The sequence below is a fragment of the Jeotgalicoccus sp. S0W5 genome (assembly GCF_011634875.1).
GTDB lineage: Bacteria > Bacillota > Bacilli > Staphylococcales > Salinicoccaceae > Jeotgalicoccus > Jeotgalicoccus marinus.
The window spans coordinates 246,844-264,526 of the sequence record NZ_SIRQ01000018.1 but is presented as its reverse complement, the minus strand read 5'-3'; the positions used below and the strand labels follow the sequence as shown (position 1 = coordinate 264,526).

Annotated in this window: 18 protein-coding genes; 12 read left to right on the top strand and 6 right to left on the bottom strand. The window is 36.6% G+C overall.

Annotated elements, in window-relative coordinates; genetic code table 11:
• Window positions 1-1,526, bottom strand: a 1,526-nt coding sequence (locus EYB29_RS11225; RefSeq protein ID WP_166627286.1) for a fibrinogen-binding adhesin SdrG C-terminal domain-containing protein, incomplete at its 3' end; no start/stop codon positions are given.
• Window positions 1,527-2,121: 595 nt separating this feature from the next.
• A complete protein-coding gene (locus EYB29_RS11220; protein ID WP_166627285.1) occupies window positions 2,122-2,304 on the bottom strand; it encodes a glycine zipper domain-containing protein in 183 nt (60 codons plus the stop codon).
• A 165-nt stretch (window positions 2,305-2,469) separates the two neighbouring features.
• Between EYB29_RS11220 and EYB29_RS11215 the strand changes: the two genes are divergently transcribed.
• On the top strand, window positions 2,470-2,619 hold the full coding sequence (locus EYB29_RS11215; RefSeq protein ID WP_156889197.1) for a hypothetical protein: 150 nt from the start codon (window positions 2,470-2,472) through the stop codon (window positions 2,617-2,619).
• 113 nt (window positions 2,620-2,732) lie between these two features.
• Complete coding sequence (locus tag EYB29_RS11210; protein WP_026867707.1) at window positions 2,733-3,854, top strand: 5-methyltetrahydropteroyltriglutamate--homocysteine S-methyltransferase; 1,122 nt, start codon at window positions 2,733-2,735, stop codon at window positions 3,852-3,854.
• A 119-nt stretch (window positions 3,855-3,973) separates the two neighbouring features.
• Here the strand turns inward: EYB29_RS11210 and EYB29_RS11205 are convergent, their stop codons facing one another.
• Window positions 3,974-5,206, bottom strand: coding sequence for an MFS transporter (locus EYB29_RS11205; protein ID WP_166627284.1), 1,233 nt, complete (start codon window positions 5,204-5,206; stop codon window positions 3,974-3,976).
• Window positions 5,207-5,332: 126 nt separating this feature from the next.
• On the opposite strand from EYB29_RS11205, the gene EYB29_RS11200 reads away from it, so the two are divergent.
• On the top strand, window positions 5,333-6,211 hold the full coding sequence (locus EYB29_RS11200; RefSeq protein ID WP_026867706.1) for a LysR family transcriptional regulator: 879 nt from the start codon (window positions 5,333-5,335) through the stop codon (window positions 6,209-6,211).
• Here EYB29_RS11200 and EYB29_RS11195 read toward each other — a convergent pair.
• Window positions 6,208-6,684 carry a hypothetical protein gene (locus EYB29_RS11195; RefSeq protein ID WP_026867705.1) on the bottom strand — a complete coding sequence of 159 codons (477 nt, stop codon included), beginning with the start codon at window positions 6,682-6,684 and terminating at the stop codon, window positions 6,208-6,210. The genes EYB29_RS11200 and EYB29_RS11195 overlap by 4 nt on opposite strands.
• A 77-nt stretch (window positions 6,685-6,761) precedes the next feature.
• Between EYB29_RS11195 and EYB29_RS11190 the strand changes: the two genes are divergently transcribed.
• The 7 genes from EYB29_RS11190 (at window position 6,762) to EYB29_RS11160 (ending at window position 13,608) form a co-directional block, all read left to right on the top strand.
• Window positions 6,762-6,986 carry a hypothetical protein gene (locus EYB29_RS11190; RefSeq protein ID WP_026867704.1) on the top strand — a complete coding sequence of 75 codons (225 nt, stop codon included), beginning with the start codon at window positions 6,762-6,764 and terminating at the stop codon, window positions 6,984-6,986.
• Window positions 6,987-7,029: 43 nt separating this feature from the next.
• Window positions 7,030-7,392: an MFS transporter gene (locus EYB29_RS11185; RefSeq protein ID WP_051220595.1), complete on the top strand. Its 363-nt coding sequence runs from the start codon at window positions 7,030-7,032 to the stop codon at window positions 7,390-7,392.
• 241 nt (window positions 7,393-7,633) lie between these two features.
• Complete coding sequence (locus EYB29_RS11180) at window positions 7,634-8,935, top strand: acetamidase/formamidase family protein (protein WP_166627283.1); 1,302 nt, start codon at window positions 7,634-7,636, stop codon at window positions 8,933-8,935.
• On the top strand, window positions 8,928-9,359 hold the full coding sequence (locus tag EYB29_RS11175) for a hypothetical protein (protein ID WP_026867701.1): 432 nt from the start codon (window positions 8,928-8,930) through the stop codon (window positions 9,357-9,359). Before EYB29_RS11180 ends, EYB29_RS11175 begins: the two co-directional genes overlap by 8 nt.
• 55 nt (window positions 9,360-9,414) lie before the next feature.
• Window positions 9,415-9,822, top strand: coding sequence for a hypothetical protein (locus tag EYB29_RS11170; protein WP_166627282.1), 408 nt, complete (start codon window positions 9,415-9,417; stop codon window positions 9,820-9,822).
• A gap of 321 nt (window positions 9,823-10,143) precedes the next feature.
• The gene (locus EYB29_RS11165) at window positions 10,144-11,874 is read left to right on the top strand and encodes an ABC transporter ATP-binding protein (protein ID WP_166627281.1); all 1,731 of its coding nucleotides are present in this window, start codon (window positions 10,144-10,146) and stop codon (window positions 11,872-11,874) included.
• A gap of 3 nt (window positions 11,875-11,877) precedes the next feature.
• Entirely contained in the window at window positions 11,878-13,608 is a 1,731-nt protein-coding gene (locus EYB29_RS11160; RefSeq protein WP_166627280.1) for an ABC transporter ATP-binding protein, read from the top strand.
• A 114-nt stretch (window positions 13,609-13,722) separates the two neighbouring features.
• Here EYB29_RS11160 and EYB29_RS11155 read toward each other — a convergent pair whose 3' ends face one another.
• The gene (locus EYB29_RS11155) at window positions 13,723-13,983 is read right to left on the bottom strand and encodes a GlsB/YeaQ/YmgE family stress response membrane protein (protein WP_026867697.1); all 261 of its coding nucleotides are present in this window, start codon (window positions 13,981-13,983) and stop codon (window positions 13,723-13,725) included.
• 84 nt (window positions 13,984-14,067) lie between these two features.
• Window positions 14,068-15,255 carry an MFS transporter gene (locus EYB29_RS11150; protein ID WP_026867696.1) on the bottom strand — a complete coding sequence of 396 codons (1,188 nt, stop codon included), beginning with the start codon at window positions 15,253-15,255 and terminating at the stop codon, window positions 14,068-14,070.
• A 172-nt stretch (window positions 15,256-15,427) separates the two neighbouring features.
• Here EYB29_RS11150 and EYB29_RS11145 point away from each other — a divergent pair, with 172 nt between their 5' ends.
• Both EYB29_RS11145 and pabB read left to right on the top strand, forming a co-directional pair.
• Window positions 15,428-16,003, top strand: a complete 576-nt coding sequence (locus EYB29_RS11145) for an anthranilate synthase component II (protein WP_035857372.1) — start codon at window positions 15,428-15,430, stop codon at window positions 16,001-16,003.
• Window positions 16,000-17,676: an aminodeoxychorismate synthase component I gene (pabB, locus tag EYB29_RS11140; protein ID WP_166627279.1), complete on the top strand. Its 1,677-nt coding sequence runs from the start codon at window positions 16,000-16,002 to the stop codon at window positions 17,674-17,676. The genes EYB29_RS11145 and pabB overlap by 4 nt, the downstream gene beginning before the upstream one ends.
• The last annotated feature ends 7 nt before the right edge of the window (window positions 17,677-17,683 follow it).

The window sequence follows — 17,683 nt, the reverse complement described above, 5'->3', positions numbered from 1 at the left end:
GACTCACTGATTGACTCAGACTCACTGATTGACTCTGATTCGCTTAATGACTCAGACTCAGAGATTGATACTGATTCACTTAATGACACTGACTCGCTGATTGATTCTGATTCGTCCCCGTCAGCTGATCCTGAGCCTTGTTTTAGAATATTTTCATTATCCCAATAATAGGTGCTTCTTGTATTTCCATAGTAATTTGTATTAGATTCTATAACCCTTGTTTTAACATTTTCTCCATTAGAATCATATTTACCATTAACTACTACAACATAAGTTTTGGATATATTACCAAAATCGATACTGATGGTATTATCCCCATTGTCTCGTATATAGGGTCTTACACCTTCAGTAACATCTATATAGTTTGGATTACTAGTGTCAACATAATAGCTATCTGTTAATTGTGACTTATCCACAACTTCATAGATACTCAAATTAGTATCATTTAGATTTATGCGAGTACTACTTGTAGACGGATCACTATGATATCCCTGTAGTGTTACAACTGAGTTGTATAAATTATTACCTTTTGGATTAACATAAATTGACTGTTGATATTCATTTTGACCCGAGTGGATATCAATTTCAGTAATGAATGAAGTTACGTTCGCACCATAAGTTTCTGGTTGACCTTGAACAGGGTCGCCATAATCAATGACAATTGGAGCATTAAATCTTTCTCCAGCAATATCAAAATCTAAATTGTATGTACCACTATTTGGTGTATTCTCTCGATCAGTAAAGATCGGTAACTCAAATTGACCTGTAACATTAGTTTTCTCATTCACATAATCTGTAAATGTATAAGTACCTAATTTATCAAGAGTATTATAACTTCCTGTTGCAACAACTTGACCATCACTGCTTAATAATTCAGGGAGATTCATTATGTTATTTAAATTTGTATAATCCACATCTCCATCTGCAGTTAAATTATAAGGTATTTTGAAAGTGAAATAATCCCCTTCTATTACATTTCCTTCTACCTTGAAGCTTGAACTTAATTCTGTATACCCACTTCTATTTGGATAAATTGGTCCGCTATTAAAATCAAAATTTTCTATAGTTACTTTATCATTAACTAATTGTCCTGACGCATTTTCTGCTGTTACTTCTTCACTTGCTACTGGTTCAGTGCTTACTTCTTCACTTGCTACTGCTTCAGTGCTTACTTCTTCACTTGCTACTGCTTCAGTGCTTACTTCTTCACTTGCTACTGGTTCAGTGCTTACTTCTTCACTTGCTACTGGTTCAGTGCTTACTTCTTCACTAGCTACTGGTTCAGTGCTTACTTCTTCACTTGCTACTGGTTCAGTGCTTACTTCTTCACTTGCTACTGGTTCAGTATTGGTTTCATCTGTAGCCTCTTCAATTTGTACACTTGATAACTCACTTGCTTTTGCTTCATTTCCATTAGCAAATACAAGTGTTGCTCCGATCAACACAGAGGCCGTCCCCACGCTTAATTTACGTATAGAATACTTATTATGTCTGTTTGGTAAAAAATCTAACCTTTTCTTATTCAATCCTAATTTCCTCCTTCGGTAGCTCAAAATCATAATATTTAGGTTATTAACATTTAAAATTATATCTCATTTTCTATTTTTTTCTTCCTTTTTTTTGATATTTTTTACATAATTATAGAAATCATTTGTGTAGAGTGTAAAGTCTAACAGTCAGCAAAAGATTCTTAACCAGTATTAAATTTGTCGTGATAATAATCTTCTATATGGATTTATCTAAATCAGCCTAAGATGGTTAGTTTTTCATTTTTATCATTTTTATGTTTTATATTACGAAAAGTTGAAATTATTATTTTTGGAAACAATACAGATGAGATTATCTCATTTCTATCCGATAAATTCTTAAAATTGTAAAATATGAATCGTCTACACTTGATTGGACAACTCCTATGAGGGAGGTTATTGTTAAATCAAAGAAAGTAGGCGATTTTTTTATGACAAGAACAAGAAGAACATTTACCCCAGAGTTTAAACTACAGATGGTGCGATTATTTGAAAATGGAATCCAATGTATGGATATGGTGAGGCTATCGAGAGAAATATAGGTTTCAACAAATATCAGAAAGAACGACCAAACGATATGGCGTTCTTATTTTATCTACTTTTTACCCAAATATCCCATGCTACCAACGGCTGCACCAAAAGCGACTCCAAGCGCTATACCAGTCGCTAAATTATCCATCACAAGTCCAATAACTGCACCAAGCACCACACCAATACCTAGCCCAATTCCTACAGCGCCACCACTATTCCCCTTACTATTTTCCTCCTCTATACTCACTTCATACACCTCCAAACACTTTTATCTTAAAGATCTTAAGCAGTTGTTAAAGGTAATGCCGTTAGCTACTCTTTCTTAACCTATACCCAATTTGAATATAAGTAGTTAGTTGTTCACCATAAAAGGGAATAGAAAATAAATAACAATATTAGGAAGGGTGACGTAATGACTCAATATAAATATGGAGATGACCATACTAAGCCCACACATCATAAGGACCGTAAGGAAGTAAATATTTTTGATATATTATTTAATACCTTCTTCGAATTCATACTTTATATTCCACGTCTCATCTTTAGAATCTTTTTTAATTAATTTATATATGGTATAGCTAAAAGTTATAACCAATCATGAAATTTAACAGTTACGCTATTACTATGAAGCTGTGCTACCATAAATTCATAGAAAAGATGAAGGAGTGGTTAGTCATGACAGTAACATCTACTAAAACAGCACCATTTAAATTCGATAATGTAGGGAGTTTCTTACGTCCCGTTAAATTAAAAGCCGCACGCGAAGATTTCAAAAATGGTGAAATTTCTCAAGATGAATTAACACAAGTAGAAAATGAAGTCATTGAAAACTTAATACAAAAACAAAAAGCAGCTGGACTAAAAGCAATCACAGATGGTGAGTTTCGTCGTTCTTGGTGGCACTTAGATTTCTTTTGGGGGCTAAACGGTGTAGAGAAAGTCGAAGCTGAGCAAGGTTACAAGTTCGCAGATGTTGAAACAAGAGCAGAGACAGCACGTTTAACAGGAAAGATTAGTGGAGAGAATCATCCATTTATCGAACATTTTAAATTTGTTCAGCAGTTTGCTGACGACGATGTCATTGCACGTCTGACGATTCCAGCTCCAGCACAGTTTTTAGCAGAACTTGTCCGTCCGGAAAACAAGGCTGCGACTGAAGAATTTTACCCGAATGAAGAAGACCTTTTGAAGGATATTGCGAGTGCATATCAGACATTTATACAAGAATTATCAGCAGCTGGATGTACGAACCTACAAATTGATGACTGCACATGGGGCATGATCGTCGATGAGAATTTCTGGAAGAACATGAATGACGACTTCACAGTTGAATCACTCAGCCAAAAAAATGTGAATCTAAACAATGCTGCCATTGAAGGGAAGCCTGAAAATCTTACAATTACTACACATGTTTGCCGTGGTAATTACCGTTCAACTTGGGCATCATCCGGTGCATATGACAAAGTATCTGATGAATTATTCGGGAAAGAAAATGTAGCAGGTTACTATTTGGAATTTGATACAGAACGTGCAGGTGGATTTGAATCATTAGCCAAAGTAAGTGGAGACAAACAAGTCGTCCTTGGATTAATCTCTTCAAAAATTCCTGAGTTAGAGGACAAAGAAGAAATTAAAGGAAGAATCGAAGAAGCTGCGAAATACATTAGTAAGGATAGATTATGCTTAAGTCCACAATGTGGATTTGCATCGACTGAAGAAGGAAATAACCTGACTGAAGAAGAACAATGGGCTAAACTTCAGTTGGTTAAAGAAATCGCTGAGGAAGTTTGGGGATAATACTATAATAGTAAAGGACTGGACCATTATTGGCCCAGTCCTTTTAGTTTGTGTGATCTATGTTTTAAAGCTATTTGTCTAGGATGGACATGAGAAGTTGGCGTGCTCATTCAATCCTCTTAACCTGCGATATTCTCAGGGTCTCTTACAATATAATCATCATAATTCTTCTCAGTTTTATTACCAATTGCAGTAATTAACAAGAAACCAACCACATATAAGCCTAAAAGTATCGACATTGTGTAATTATGGTTATGTGTAATATCGAATATCCATCCGATTACGAATGGGAAGAGTCCGCCTAAGATACATCCGCCGGTTTGCATCATAGCAGTCCATGAGTTCGCACCTTGTGAGGTAACTGTTTCATCTAATGGTAACATCATGGCTGCGGAATAGAGTCCACCTAATGGAATCCCCATCATAAAGGCAGCAATCCACATTAATGTATGATCTCCAGTCCAGAATAATCCTGTTGCAATGGCACCGATACCGAGTATTAAGAATATCCAATTTCTTCTTGCAGGATATTTTTCCATCAAGATCGGGAATAGTAGGTTAAATACGACTTGCATAGCCATAACTGCAGCGAGTAACATCCCACCTTGAATCATTGACATACCATTATCTACGGACATAGGTACAAGCCATGTTAATGTAGAAAAATATAAGGCAGCTTGTAAGGCATAGAATAACATGAATAACCAAGGCATTTTTTGTACCCAAGGTGACGGGAAATTATATTTAAATTCAGGCACAGCTTGGGATGGTGTGTTGTTTTGGGCACCAGGTTTGTAAATAAATAAGACGACAATAATCGCTAAAAATGAGAATACTGACCAGATTGCTAAGGCGAATGGGTATGAATCCATACTTGTATAAAAGGCCCCTGTTAGAGCTGCTGTGGTTGCTGAACCTGCGCTCATAAAGAAGGAAGAGATACCGATCGCAACGGCAGCATGTCCTTGAAAGTATTTTTTAATAACAGATGATAGCGTTGGCGCTAAGACAGCAATTGCTAGACCAACAAAAAATGCAGAAATAAGTAAAGTTATAAATCCTGTGTAAAAACCACGGATTAATGTAGAAATAAGTAGGATGGAAAGCATTAATAATAAAGTGATTTTTGACCCGAGCGTCTTGTTGAGTACTGTTGCAAGTAAGGCAAAAATACCCATACATAACACAGGTACTGTCGTTAAAAGACTCGCCTGTGTACTAGATAAATTTAAGGACTCTTTTAGCGTATCCATTAATGGCCCGATAGATGTTATACCTAAACGTAGGTTAATGGAAACAGCTGCAATGACAAACAATAATATTAAAGTATTTCGATTGTACAAGTTTTTCAATCATTTTTCCCCCAGCCATATTTGGTATAAATTACAATAACTAATATGATACCATTAAGATTAATATACATAAAATATTAATAAAATTAGTTTTACCAACTTTTTTCATATACATGAGGTGTATTAATGGACATTAGACAATTACGTTATTTCCTTGTCATTGCAGATGAAAAACAGATCTCTGCAGCGGCCAAAAAGCTTTATATGTCACAGCCGCCTTTGAGTCAGCAATTGAAAAATTTAGAAACATCAGTCGGAGAAATATTATTTGAAAGAAGCGGAAAATTTCTAGAATTAACTGAGGAAGGAAAGACCTTATACAAGTACGCACTTGAGATTACTCAAATGCTAGAAGAAGCAAAAATTGAAGTGAGAGATGTTGGCAGTGGTGTCGATGGTAAACTTTCTATTGGTATCAACACATTTTCTTTAGCAAATTTAGATACTGTCTTTCATGAATATAAGAAAAAGTATCCTAAAATCACATATAAAATACATCAAAATGAATCATCTCTACTCTGTTATCTATTAAAGCAAAGAGAAGTTGAAATGGCTTTGGTTCGGTTGCCATTAGAGATTGATGATTTTACCTTACATCACTTACACAGTGAATCATTTTATGTTGTTACTTCAACAGATGAACGGTTGTTTGATGAGGAAGTCACCTTAGAAGAAATCAGTCAATATCCACTGGTGTTGCCGAGTATCAAAGGGTTAGGTGTTTACTATTCCATACATGAAGCCTTTTCAAAGGCTAAGATTGAACCCAATGTTATTGCTGAGTTTTCAGATTTGAAATTGATGATGCAGCTTGTATCAAGTAATTTTGGAGTTGCCATCGTTCCAGAATCACTGATTTATTTATATAAAGAGTACCCAGTACATGTCCACAAAATACAAGAAGAAGCCGAGCTCACTGGAGACATCGGCTTAATCTGGTTAAAAGATCATCGGCTTTCAAAAGCAGCTCAAAATTTTATAGAAGTGTTAAATGAATATATTTAAGTGTTGTATATGGCCCAAACGAAATAGCCGACAAATAGGATGAAAATACCAATCCCGATTAAGAGTATAATTAGAAACATATTTTCAAGACTAGGTTCATCTTTTGATGATGTGGGTGTAGAAGATTCGTCTTTAGTTTCCATAGGTAGTTCCTGCTGACTAACTTCAGTAGATTTTGAACGATTTTGGACAAGTAGAAAAATCGAACTAATAATTGCAAGCACAATGAGCACTGGAAATATATAGATGTAATTTTGACTTAAGCGGTTTAAACTACCATGTTCAATAGGAAAACCTGTATTTAAATAAGCAATACTAAGTAGAACAATTGCGATTATGATACAAGTGAGTAAAGTATAGATTATAGGTTTGTTTGTATTACCTTTAAAATAGTTTTTAAACGGCATATAAATTAAAAGTCTTATAATTGGATAGGCACACAATATAAAAATTAGGGCAAGAACAATTTGCATAAGGTAGAACCTCCTAAATGCACTGAATTAATATACTTATACCCTAGTTGAACCGTCTTATACATGGAGGGATCATTATGAAAAAATCATTACCAGGCATGACTTCACTAAGATTGTTGAGAGATTTGATGGACAAGCGTAAGCAAAAGAAAAATGGTGCTTACAGTGAAGAAGTGGATCAAGAAAAGTTAGACCGTAATATCCAAGTGGCAAAAGAGAGATTAGAGGATAGGGATTTGACCATGTGTCAGCGTCAGGAGTATGAAAAAACCCTAGAGCATCTAGTTAGACAAAAGAAATAGGAAAAGAAGCGGTAGAATCGCAGATCGAGTCGGCTATCTGAAAGTGATTCAATACAGCTTTGTGTTGATTGTACCAGTGCTGTTTATTTTATCAGTTACAGAATCATTTATACTGTCGGCCATGATGATTATGATTACAGGCTTCTTAATCTTTATGCCGTATAGTTCATTGGTTGTGCTGGGCCAACAATATTTACCAAACAGAGTCGGGCTAGCCTCCGGAGTCACTTTAGGACTATCAGTCAGTGCAGGTGGCGTGTTCGCACCAGTACTTGGGAAAGTTGCAGATATTTACGGTGTGTCTATGGTGATGACGATTATATTTGTCATCGCATTGATCGCACTCATATTTACTATGATTCTTACAAAAAGTCATAAGAAAGCAGATGTAGAAGGCTTAGTTTAAATAGGGATTATGATAGAGAGGTCAACGGTGAATTGCCGTTGACCTTCAGAGCGTTTTGGGGTCTAACGTCATTTCGGTGTTGACCTTCAGATCGTTCCAGAGTCTAACACCACTTCGCCGTTGACCCTCAAACTTAAAAAATAATCTATTGCTACCACAGATATTTTTATCCTCTAAAAATAACTGAAAAGTTAGATAATATAATTCAAATCAGTATAATAATGAATAAGGAGCTGATTAAATGACAAAGCGTAATTTTAAGCAGACTGTTTACGTGGATAAGTTTACCGATGGTGTTTTAGATCCGACTCAAGAAATGTCGTACTTTGTTAAGGATAAGGGAACGATTGTTGCAAATACCGCACCGGGTTGTTGGGGACCAATGATTACTCCAGAACTAAAGGGTGGCCACGAAGTAACAAAACCTGTTTTTGTTGAAGGTGCTGAAGTTGGTGATGCGATTGCCATAAAAATTAACTCAATTCGTGTGACATCAACCGTCACTGCTTCTGGTAATGATAAACCAATGGAAGGCCGCTTCAACGGTGATCCGTTTGTTGCTGGTATATGTCCAAATTGTGGTGCGAAGAATCCAAAAACTGTGATAGATGGTATCGGTCAGGGCGCTATTAAGTGTGCGGAATGTGGTGAGGATGTCACTCCGTTTACATTTACGAATGCTTATACTATGGCTTTAGATGACGATAAAACGTTAGGAATCACCTTAAATAAAGATGCTGCTGAGAAAGTTGCTAAAGAATCTAAAAGTTATATGAATACACCTGAGAATTCTATTCAAAATCCTGTAGTTACCTTTGCACCACATGATATTGTCGGCGCGCTTGCACGTGTGATTCCATTTTTAGGTCAACTCGGTACTGTACCGGCATCTCCATTTCCAGATTCACATAATGCTGGTGATTTTGGACAGTTTTTAATCGATGCACCTCATGAATATTCCAAAACCGTTGAGGAACTTGAAGACCGTACGGATGGTCATATGGATATAAATAGGGTGAGAGAAGGGGCAATTATTATTTGTCCTGTAAAAGTTGAAGGTGGTGGTGTGTATTTAGGTGATATGCATGCTATGCAAGGAAACGGTGAAATTGCTGGCCACACTACTGATGTCGCGGGTATTGTTGATCTTAAAGTTAAGGTATTAAAGGATATAAACATTGATGGCCCGATTTTATTACCTTTGGTAGAGGATCTACCACCTGTCGCTAAGCCATTTTCTGATGAGGAGCTACTTAAAGCGGATAAACTAGCCCTACAATGGGGAATTGATAACTTAGAAAAATCTTATCCATTGTCATTTGTTGGTAGTGGTGCAACGCTTAATGATGCAACGTCTAATGGCTTAGAGAGAGCTGCCAAATTACTTGAAATTGATGTGCCAGAAGTGATGAATAGAGCAACCATTACTGGAGCAATTGATATCGGTAGAAACCCAGGTGTGGTGACAGTGACCTTCCTTGTTCCAGTGACTCTACTTGAACAATCAAAACTTGCAGACATCGTACAAAGTTACTATGAATAAAATTAAAACAATTAGAATAGAATCTAGTGACTTTGGTTGGGGTGTATTACCAGATTCAGAAGAACTTCATATCCAGAAAATTACCATTTCAAATAACGGTAGAGTTTGGCTCAGATATTACGGACTAGCAAGTTATTCTGAAAAAAATCCTTGCTTAGCTCAAGAATATTATAAAGTATCGAAGGCAACTGCAGAAAGTATAATGACATTGATAGAGCAAGAGTTCTTATCCACAAATAGTTGTAGTGTTGAAGTGACTGATGTACCTGTCTGGGTCATGGATATTAATTTTGATGATCTTGCTAGAGTTGAGTTATCTGGACCAGTATTTGAAGGACATCGGGACATAAGTAATAAAATAAGGAGACTACTTGGTTTAAAAAATCTATTCCTGTTCAATTTACCTGAGCCACCTACATCTTAATTTCACACTAAAAATGCTATAATGGGGTAAACATTTCTAGGAGGCACATCACACTATGGAATCTATTACTTTGATGGAAGCATACGCTATTGAAACCTTGAAAGGGAATGGCGTTGATAATGAAACAATTATTAACAATATTAAAGCTGGAGAAATAGAAGACTTTAAAGCAATCAAAGAGAATATGGACTTTGATGCTTTGGTTGAATTGAGTAAGAATGTTGATTTTGATTCTATCGTCAACGACGGTTACAAGGTTAAATTCTTAACATTCAACGGATTAAAAAATCTAATCAAAATGAAGTTTGGTAAATTTGCAGATGAAGATTACCAAGTCGATGAGTTCACTATTTCTGGTCTGGAACTAAGTAAAGACCAAGTGGCAGACTTAGAAAATGTACTTTCTGCAAACTGGGTATTGTCAAATGAACCTGGTGGCGTCACTGTAAAACCGAATAAGTAATATCTTTTATAATTTTTAGAAAATTACCTTGCAATGTGTAAATATTTAAATTATGATGAAATTGTGAAAAATTCTAAAAGGAGGTAAGGCATTATGAAATTAAGAACGAATGAACCATTATTAATTTCACAAAAACATATGCAAACCTCTGTATTTTACATTTTATAAAGGTAATTTCTAGAACTATAAATATATGAAATAGAGAGGAGACCCCTCTCTATTTTTATGCAGTTTTTTAGCGTGCACAATAATAGTGCGCGCTTTTTTTGTCAAGAGAGGGTGTAAGTGATTTAAACAGAGGGATATTTGGGGGTACAAATTATGTTTAGTTACATCAAGAAAATTGGCTGGTACATTCGGGAGAACAAAAAACGATACATTGTTATTTTTGTATTACTAATGATGTCAAATTTACTCGACATCATTCCCCCGCAATTGATCGGCCGAACAATTGATCTTATTAACAACGACACAATGACACAAACATTAATGTGGCAAATTATCATTGTTTTCTTATTAGTCATTATTTTATCTTATGCTGGTACTTATTTCTGGGGCTTTCTCTTATTTGAAGGTGCCATAAAAATTGAAAATATTTTAAGAAGTCGTTTAATGAAGAAATTCCTCGCATTTTCTCCAAGTTTTTATGAGAAGAATAAGACCGGAGATTTGATGGCGAAATCAACTAATGACTTGAAGACGATATACATGTCGACAGGCTTTGGTGTCATTACTTTACTCGATGCTACGACTTTCTTACTAACGATCGTCTTAGTGATGGGCTTTAGCATCAGTTGGCCACTGACATTTTTTGCGCTCTTGCCTTTACCATTATTAGCGATTTTAGAACAACGTCTTGGAAAGAAAATAAATAAGAATCATAAGACCGCACAAGAATCCTTTGGCGTTATGAATGATGCAGTCTTAGAAGTAGTGGAAGGTGTCCGCTTAACACGAAGTTACGTTCAAGAGACACAAGAAGCGGGACGTTTTCATCAGTTGACGGAAAATTATTTAAAGAAGTATATGAAAGTGGAAAAACTAGATGCTTTCTTTCAGCCGTTAACGATTTTAGTAGTCTCACTCAGCATAGCGATTTCATTTGGTTACGGTGCAGTCTTGGTTAATAATGGATCCATTTCTGTTGGCCAGCTCATTACCTTTAACGTCTATTTAAATATGCTAATTTGGCCAATGTATGCACTTGGTATGTTGTTTAATGTAATGGAGCGAGGAAATGCTTCTTACGACCGTATCCAACAAGTTTTAGATGAAAAAGATGTACTCGACTACGAAGGAATGAAAGTGGTTGAAACGCCAGAGTTTAGTTTTAATAATGTTACTTTTAAATATCCGCTATCAAAGCATAACAATTTAGAAGATATAACAGTCGAGCTTAACAAGGGAGAAACACTTGGTATTGTTGGTAAGACTGGCAGTGGGAAGTCGACTTTTATTAAACAATTACTAAGAATTTACCCTGAAGGTAGTGGGGATCTAATTATTGATGGTTTAAATGTCTCAGAACTCGACAGAGATAAGTTAAGAGATAAGCTCGGTTACGTTTCCCAGGAAAACATACTGTTTTCAAGAACTGTAAAGGAAAATATTCTCTTTGGTAAACCAGATGCCACTGATGAGGAATTACAACAGGCGATTGAGTTAAGTGCTTTTGATGAAGATCTTAAACGCATGCCAGATGGTCTAGATACGCTTGTTGGGGAGAAAGGGGTCTCCTTAAGTGGAGGACAAAAACAGAGAATTTCAATTGCGAGAAGTTTGATTAAGAATCCAGATATCTTAATTTTGGACGACGCCTTAAGTGCAGTGGATGCAAGAACTGAGCAAAGAATTATCAATCACATTCGAGAGAAACGTCAAGGAAAAACAACCATTATCGTGACGCATCGATTGTCAGCTGTCCACCATGCGGATAAAATTATCGTCCTTGAAAATGGACGTATAGCACAAGAAGGTACGCATGAAGAATTGTCTAAAAGAGAAGGCTGGTATAAAGAACAAAACCACTACTACATCAAGGGAGGTGTCTGAGGGATGACTGAACTAAAACGATTGTTTCCATATATTCTAAGCTTTAAAGGTATCTTTTTTTCTGGAGTCATATTGATGATTCTGATGACAGCTTTTGAATTAGTCGGTCCATTGATTGCAGCTAGAATTATTGACGAACATATAAAATTAGGAGAAGGCAATATCATTTTAGAGCCGATTTTATATTTAATTGCACTATTTATGGGCTTGAAGATTATCCATGCAATCACTACATTTTTTGCACAGATTTTACTAGCGACAGCCGGTTCTAAAGCCATTCAAAAGATGAGGAAGGAAGTCTTCGGTCACGTCCAACGCCTACCCATTAAATATTTTGATAACCTACCAGCAGGTAAGGTGGTTGCACGCATTACGAACGATACCGAATCGATTTTAGAACTGTTCACATCGGTGATTCCGATGTTTATGGCAAGTATCCTAACGATCGGTAGTATAGTGACAGTTGTATTCTTCATCAACACTTGGACAGGTATAGTGATGCTCATATTTATGCCGATTATTATTGTTTGGGGTATGCTTTATAAAAAATATTCTAATGATAACAACCACATCAGACGAGAGAAGAACAGTGAAATGAATGCTATGATTAATGAGTCCATCAATGGCATGCCGATTATTCAAGTTTTCAATCGTCAAGAACAAATCGCTGATGAATTTGAAGCGATTAATGATGACTATTACAAGAGTACAAAGGGTCTAATACAACTCGAAAGTTTAACTGGAGATAACTTAGCAAATAACATTCGCTCTATCGTTTTCGCCATACTCGTCTATATATTCGCATCAGTCTATTTAAGCGAATCAACAGTTTTAACAGTGGGGACGATGTATCTCTTAGTTGATTATATTACGCGGTTCTTTAACCCCTTATTCAATATCGTTAATCAACTAAGTGTTTATGAACAAGCTCGAGTAGCGGCTAACAAAGTATTTGAATTATTGGATGCTGAAGTAGAAGAAAATACAGGCGACGACTTAGAGGAATTTAAGGGGAACATTCACTTTAGAAATGTGAACTTCTCCTACGATGGCAAAAGAGATGTCCTAAAAAACATTAACATCGATGTGAGCCAAGGAGAAACAGTCGCCTTAGTCGGTCACACTGGATCCGGGAAAAGCTCCATTATCAATCTATTGATGCGATTTTATGACCCGACTTCAGGTGGTATTTACTTTGATGATAGAAATACTATCGATATCGATAAAAAATCACTCCGTAAGTTTATGTCCATCGTTCTACAAGATCCATTTATTTATAGTGGATCGCTTTTGTATAACATTCGTTTGAATAATAAGGACATTAGTGAAGAAAGTGCTAAGAAAGCATTAATTGATGTCGGAGGAGAGAATCTTTTAAGTAAATTAGATAATGGTATTCACTCTGAACTAACAGAACGCGGCGCAACACTATCGCTCGGAGAAAGGCAGCTTATATCTTTTGCACGTGCGTTAGCGTTTAATCCACAAGTACTTGTTTTAGATGAAGCAACGAGTAATATAGACTCAGAAACCGAACAGATGATTCAATATGCCATGAAGGTTGTGAGTCACAACAGAACAACCTTTATCATTGCGCATAGACTATCAACGATTCAACACGCAGATCAGATCATTTTACTGGATAACGGGGTAATCAAAGAGCGAGGTAATCATAGCGCACTCATTCAGCAACAAGGCACCTATAGCAAAATGTATGAAATGCAGATGGGATAAAAGAAAAACCATGGGGAGAATATTCTCCCCATGGTTTTTCAATACATATTTTTAACAGGTTAGACAGATTGCCCGAGACCTACTTATAAATCAAATCATGGTGTGAGTCTTTCATTAAGCCTTCTTGTTACCTTTTAACAAGTTAAAGATAAATGAAACCACTAGAATTAGAATAATCGCACCAGCTAATGTACCAATGATGCTCATTCCGCCTAGAGTGGGTCCGAAGTCTAAACCAATTGCATTACCGATAGATGCACCGATAAGTCCTGCAATAATGTTACCGATAATACCGAACGGTACGTCTTTACTTATGATTAGTCCAGCTAACCAACCGAGAATACCGCCAACTATTAATGTCCATAACCAACCCATAACTAAATTCCTCCTATTAAAAAAGTAAAAACTGTTTCTAATCATATATTTCCAATAACAAAGACTTGTAAACATTTCTTTGAATTATGAAGTGAATTTATTGTTAAGTCGTAAAATAAAGTATAGTCCTAGAGCGAGTGCCGCACTTGTTGCACTAATCCAATATATTGAACTGTACCCAATGAACTCTGCAACGAGTCCAAATGTCATTGCACCGAGCCCAACGCCTAAATCAAAAGCAGAGAAGAAGGTCGCGTTAGCCATACCTCTTTTTTCTGGTGGGGTTGTATTGATTGCTGACGCTTGTAAGGCGGGTTGAATCGTTCCAAATCCTAATCCATAAAATATAGCGCCTATATAAAGGAACATTTCGTTTTGTAAAATAGCTAAGAAGATTAAGCCGATAATAATCATTACTGAACCTGGTATAAAGACAATTGCCAACCCACGGCGGTCATAGATACGTCCAGCGAATAATCGTGTCGCGACTAAGGAAATTGCATAGATGACAAAATATAGCTGTATGGCATATGAAGGCAGACCTTGTTGGAATGAATAGGCTGGTAAAAATGTTGCGATTCCACCGAACGTAAATGTAATAAAAAACAGTAGGGATGAAGCGGGTAAGGCACGTTTTTCAAAGAACTTCATGCGTTCTTTTGGTAGAGTTTTTCCCTCGTAATCTGTTTTTGTTACTGGTGCAGCTTTTTTGTACTTGATATTCAATGCCAAAATTAAGGCAAGCAGTGTTAAGGAACCACAGATCATAAATAGGGTAGAGAACTCAATATGATTGACTAAAAATAGACCGAATGCAGGTCCGATTGCTAGTGCAAGGTTACCACTTAAGCCGAAGTAACCTAAGCCTTCACCCCGACGTTCTTTAGGTACAAGGTCAGACGCGATAGTACCAGATGCAGTATTGGATAATCCCCATCCCACACCTTGAACAACCCTCACAATGACTAAAAGTAGAATCGTAGTGCTGATTGCGAGCGAATACAAAGAAATAACGAGAATCAACAGTCCGCCTAGAAAGACTGGCGCACGTCCACTTGTATCCAATAAGTTACCACCAAAGGGCCTAATTATTAGCGCAGAAAAAGTGAAGATACCTACAATTAAGCCAACCCACGTATTTGAATTACTAATCTCTTGAACGTAAAGTGGCAACGTAGGTAAGGTCATTTGAAAAGATGTAAATATAAAAAAGTTTGCAAATACAATGATGATAAAATCACGAGTCCAAATTCTTGGCTTATCATTTGTCATATTAAACCTTCTATTCTAATTTAAAGTTAAAATTCTTATTAACTACATAGTTTACACTAATGGATGAATGATTACATCCGACTAGTTACTGATTCTAATATTTAAATGATGTCTGATATGATATTATTAGAAAATAACAGATTTTCAGGGAGAATGACCAGTGAATTTATTAATGATTGATAACTATGATTCCTTTACATATAATCTGGTACACTATATGGAAAGTAACCCCTATGGTGTTGGTGTAAAAGTGGTCCGACCAGATGAACTTTCTTCATATAATATGGCGGATAATAATATTATTGGTGTTGTTATATCGCCGGGTCCATCACATCCAACAGATCGTCCGGAAGTATTGGATTTTATTAAAAAATATTTTACGACCCAACCGATATTTGGTATTTGTCTCGGTCATCAAATGCTCTGGCACTTAGCGGGTGGAGAAGTTTCTCATGGAAAACGTCCCATACACGGACATGCGCACCCGGTCTATCACAACGAAAAAGATATTTACGCTAATATCCCGACACCTGTGATTGGCTGCAGGTACCATTCTTTAAGTTGTTATGGACAAGTTAATGACTACAATATTGTTGGACAGACCGAAGACGGCATCAATATGGCAATCCGTCATAAAACCTACCCCGTTTTTGGCGTGCAATATCATCCAGAGGCAATTTTGTCAGAACACGGCAGAGCCCAGGTCAATAACTTTATTAGAATTGCAGTGGAGGAAAATCAAGGATGAGAGCACATACAAAATTCAAAAAAGATGGTGTGGTCGAGGAACATTTTTTCACTTCACCAATTGAAGTGATTCAAGCACCGACATCTTTTGATACAGCTGTTAACCATGCCAAAGCAATGCAGGAAAAAGGTTACTACGCAGTCGTCGGCGTCACATACGAAAAAGACGAATACTTTGTTGGAATCTTTGATGCGCCTGTATCTTATGAGTCCTTTTTACAAGGAGAAAAACCAGGACGCTTTACCATGACTGAACCAAGTCTCAGTGAAAGTAGAGAAGAAATAGAAAGTAACATTGAAGCAGTAAGGAATTATATACTGGATGGTCATACCTACCAAGTGAACTATACGACGAGATTGTATGGAGATTTCAGTGGTGATAGCCACCAGCTATTCTTAAAACTTACAAGCGGCAACAACGGAGATTACGCAATGTATGTGGATTTAGATGACAAAGAAATCCTTAGTGTATCCCCTGAATTATTCTTCGAAATTGATCCTAACCAAAAGATAAGAACAAAACCGATGAAGGGGACGGCACCGACATTTGAAGACCAAGAGAAAGACAATGAAAGCTATCAGTTTTTAAGGCATTCAAAGAAAGACCAGGCTGAAAATGTAATGATTGTTGATCTTTTAAGAAATGACATCTCAAGAATTGCCAAAAAGAACACAGTAGAGGCAACTGAACTGTTTACCATTGAAAAGTACCGAACGGTCTACCAGATGATATCGGTTGTAGAAGCAAAAGTAAGAGATGACGTTCAGCTAAGTGATACTTTTGACGCGCTCTTTCCTTGTGGCTCGATAACCGGTGCACCTAAAATAATGACTATGGATATCATTTCCAAACTCGAAAAAACGCCTCGAGGCTATTATTGTGGTGCACTCGGTATACTCTACCCGGACCAATCCATAATCTTCAACGTACCTATTCGTACTATGGTAATCGAAGACGGTAACTACACATATGGTGCAGGGGGCGGCATTACCTATGACTCAGACCCGAGCGGAGAGTTTGAAGAAATTCTCCACAAGACTTCATTTCTAAAACAAGGCCAGTATGCTTTGATAGAGTCGATGCGACTAGAAAGAGGTAATATCAAACGTTTAGCACTACACCTCAATCGCTTGAAGACAAGTGCGGATTACTTTAACTACCCACTTGACGATGTTCAAAGTGAACTTCAAAATTATATAGAAGTTAAAGATATCCACACTGGTGTATACAAGCTACGCCTAACTTTAGATCACACTGGTGTGATGAATATTAGCCACCAAGAAGTTGAACCTGTTCAAAGCATGACAGCGTGTTTATCGACTAAAATTATGTATGCACCAGAGGACTTCAATAGTCACAAAACGACGGTCAGACATCAATATTATAGTGAATCAAATGATTGTGATCTCGTTTTGTATTATAATGATAGTCTAAATGTCACAGAATTTAATATAGGTAATCTTGTCGTTGAAGAAAACGGTGTGTTGACGACACCTGTTTTAAGACCTGAGTTATTAAATGGTGTCATGAGACAGTCTTTATTGACAGAAGGCATACTCACAGAGCGAGATTATTCTGTTGAGACTTTGAAAAAGAAATATCAAAATAATGAAGTTAAACTATATATGATTAATAGTGTTAGAGAATGGGTGGCTGTAACACTAGAAGGATAGAGGTGGC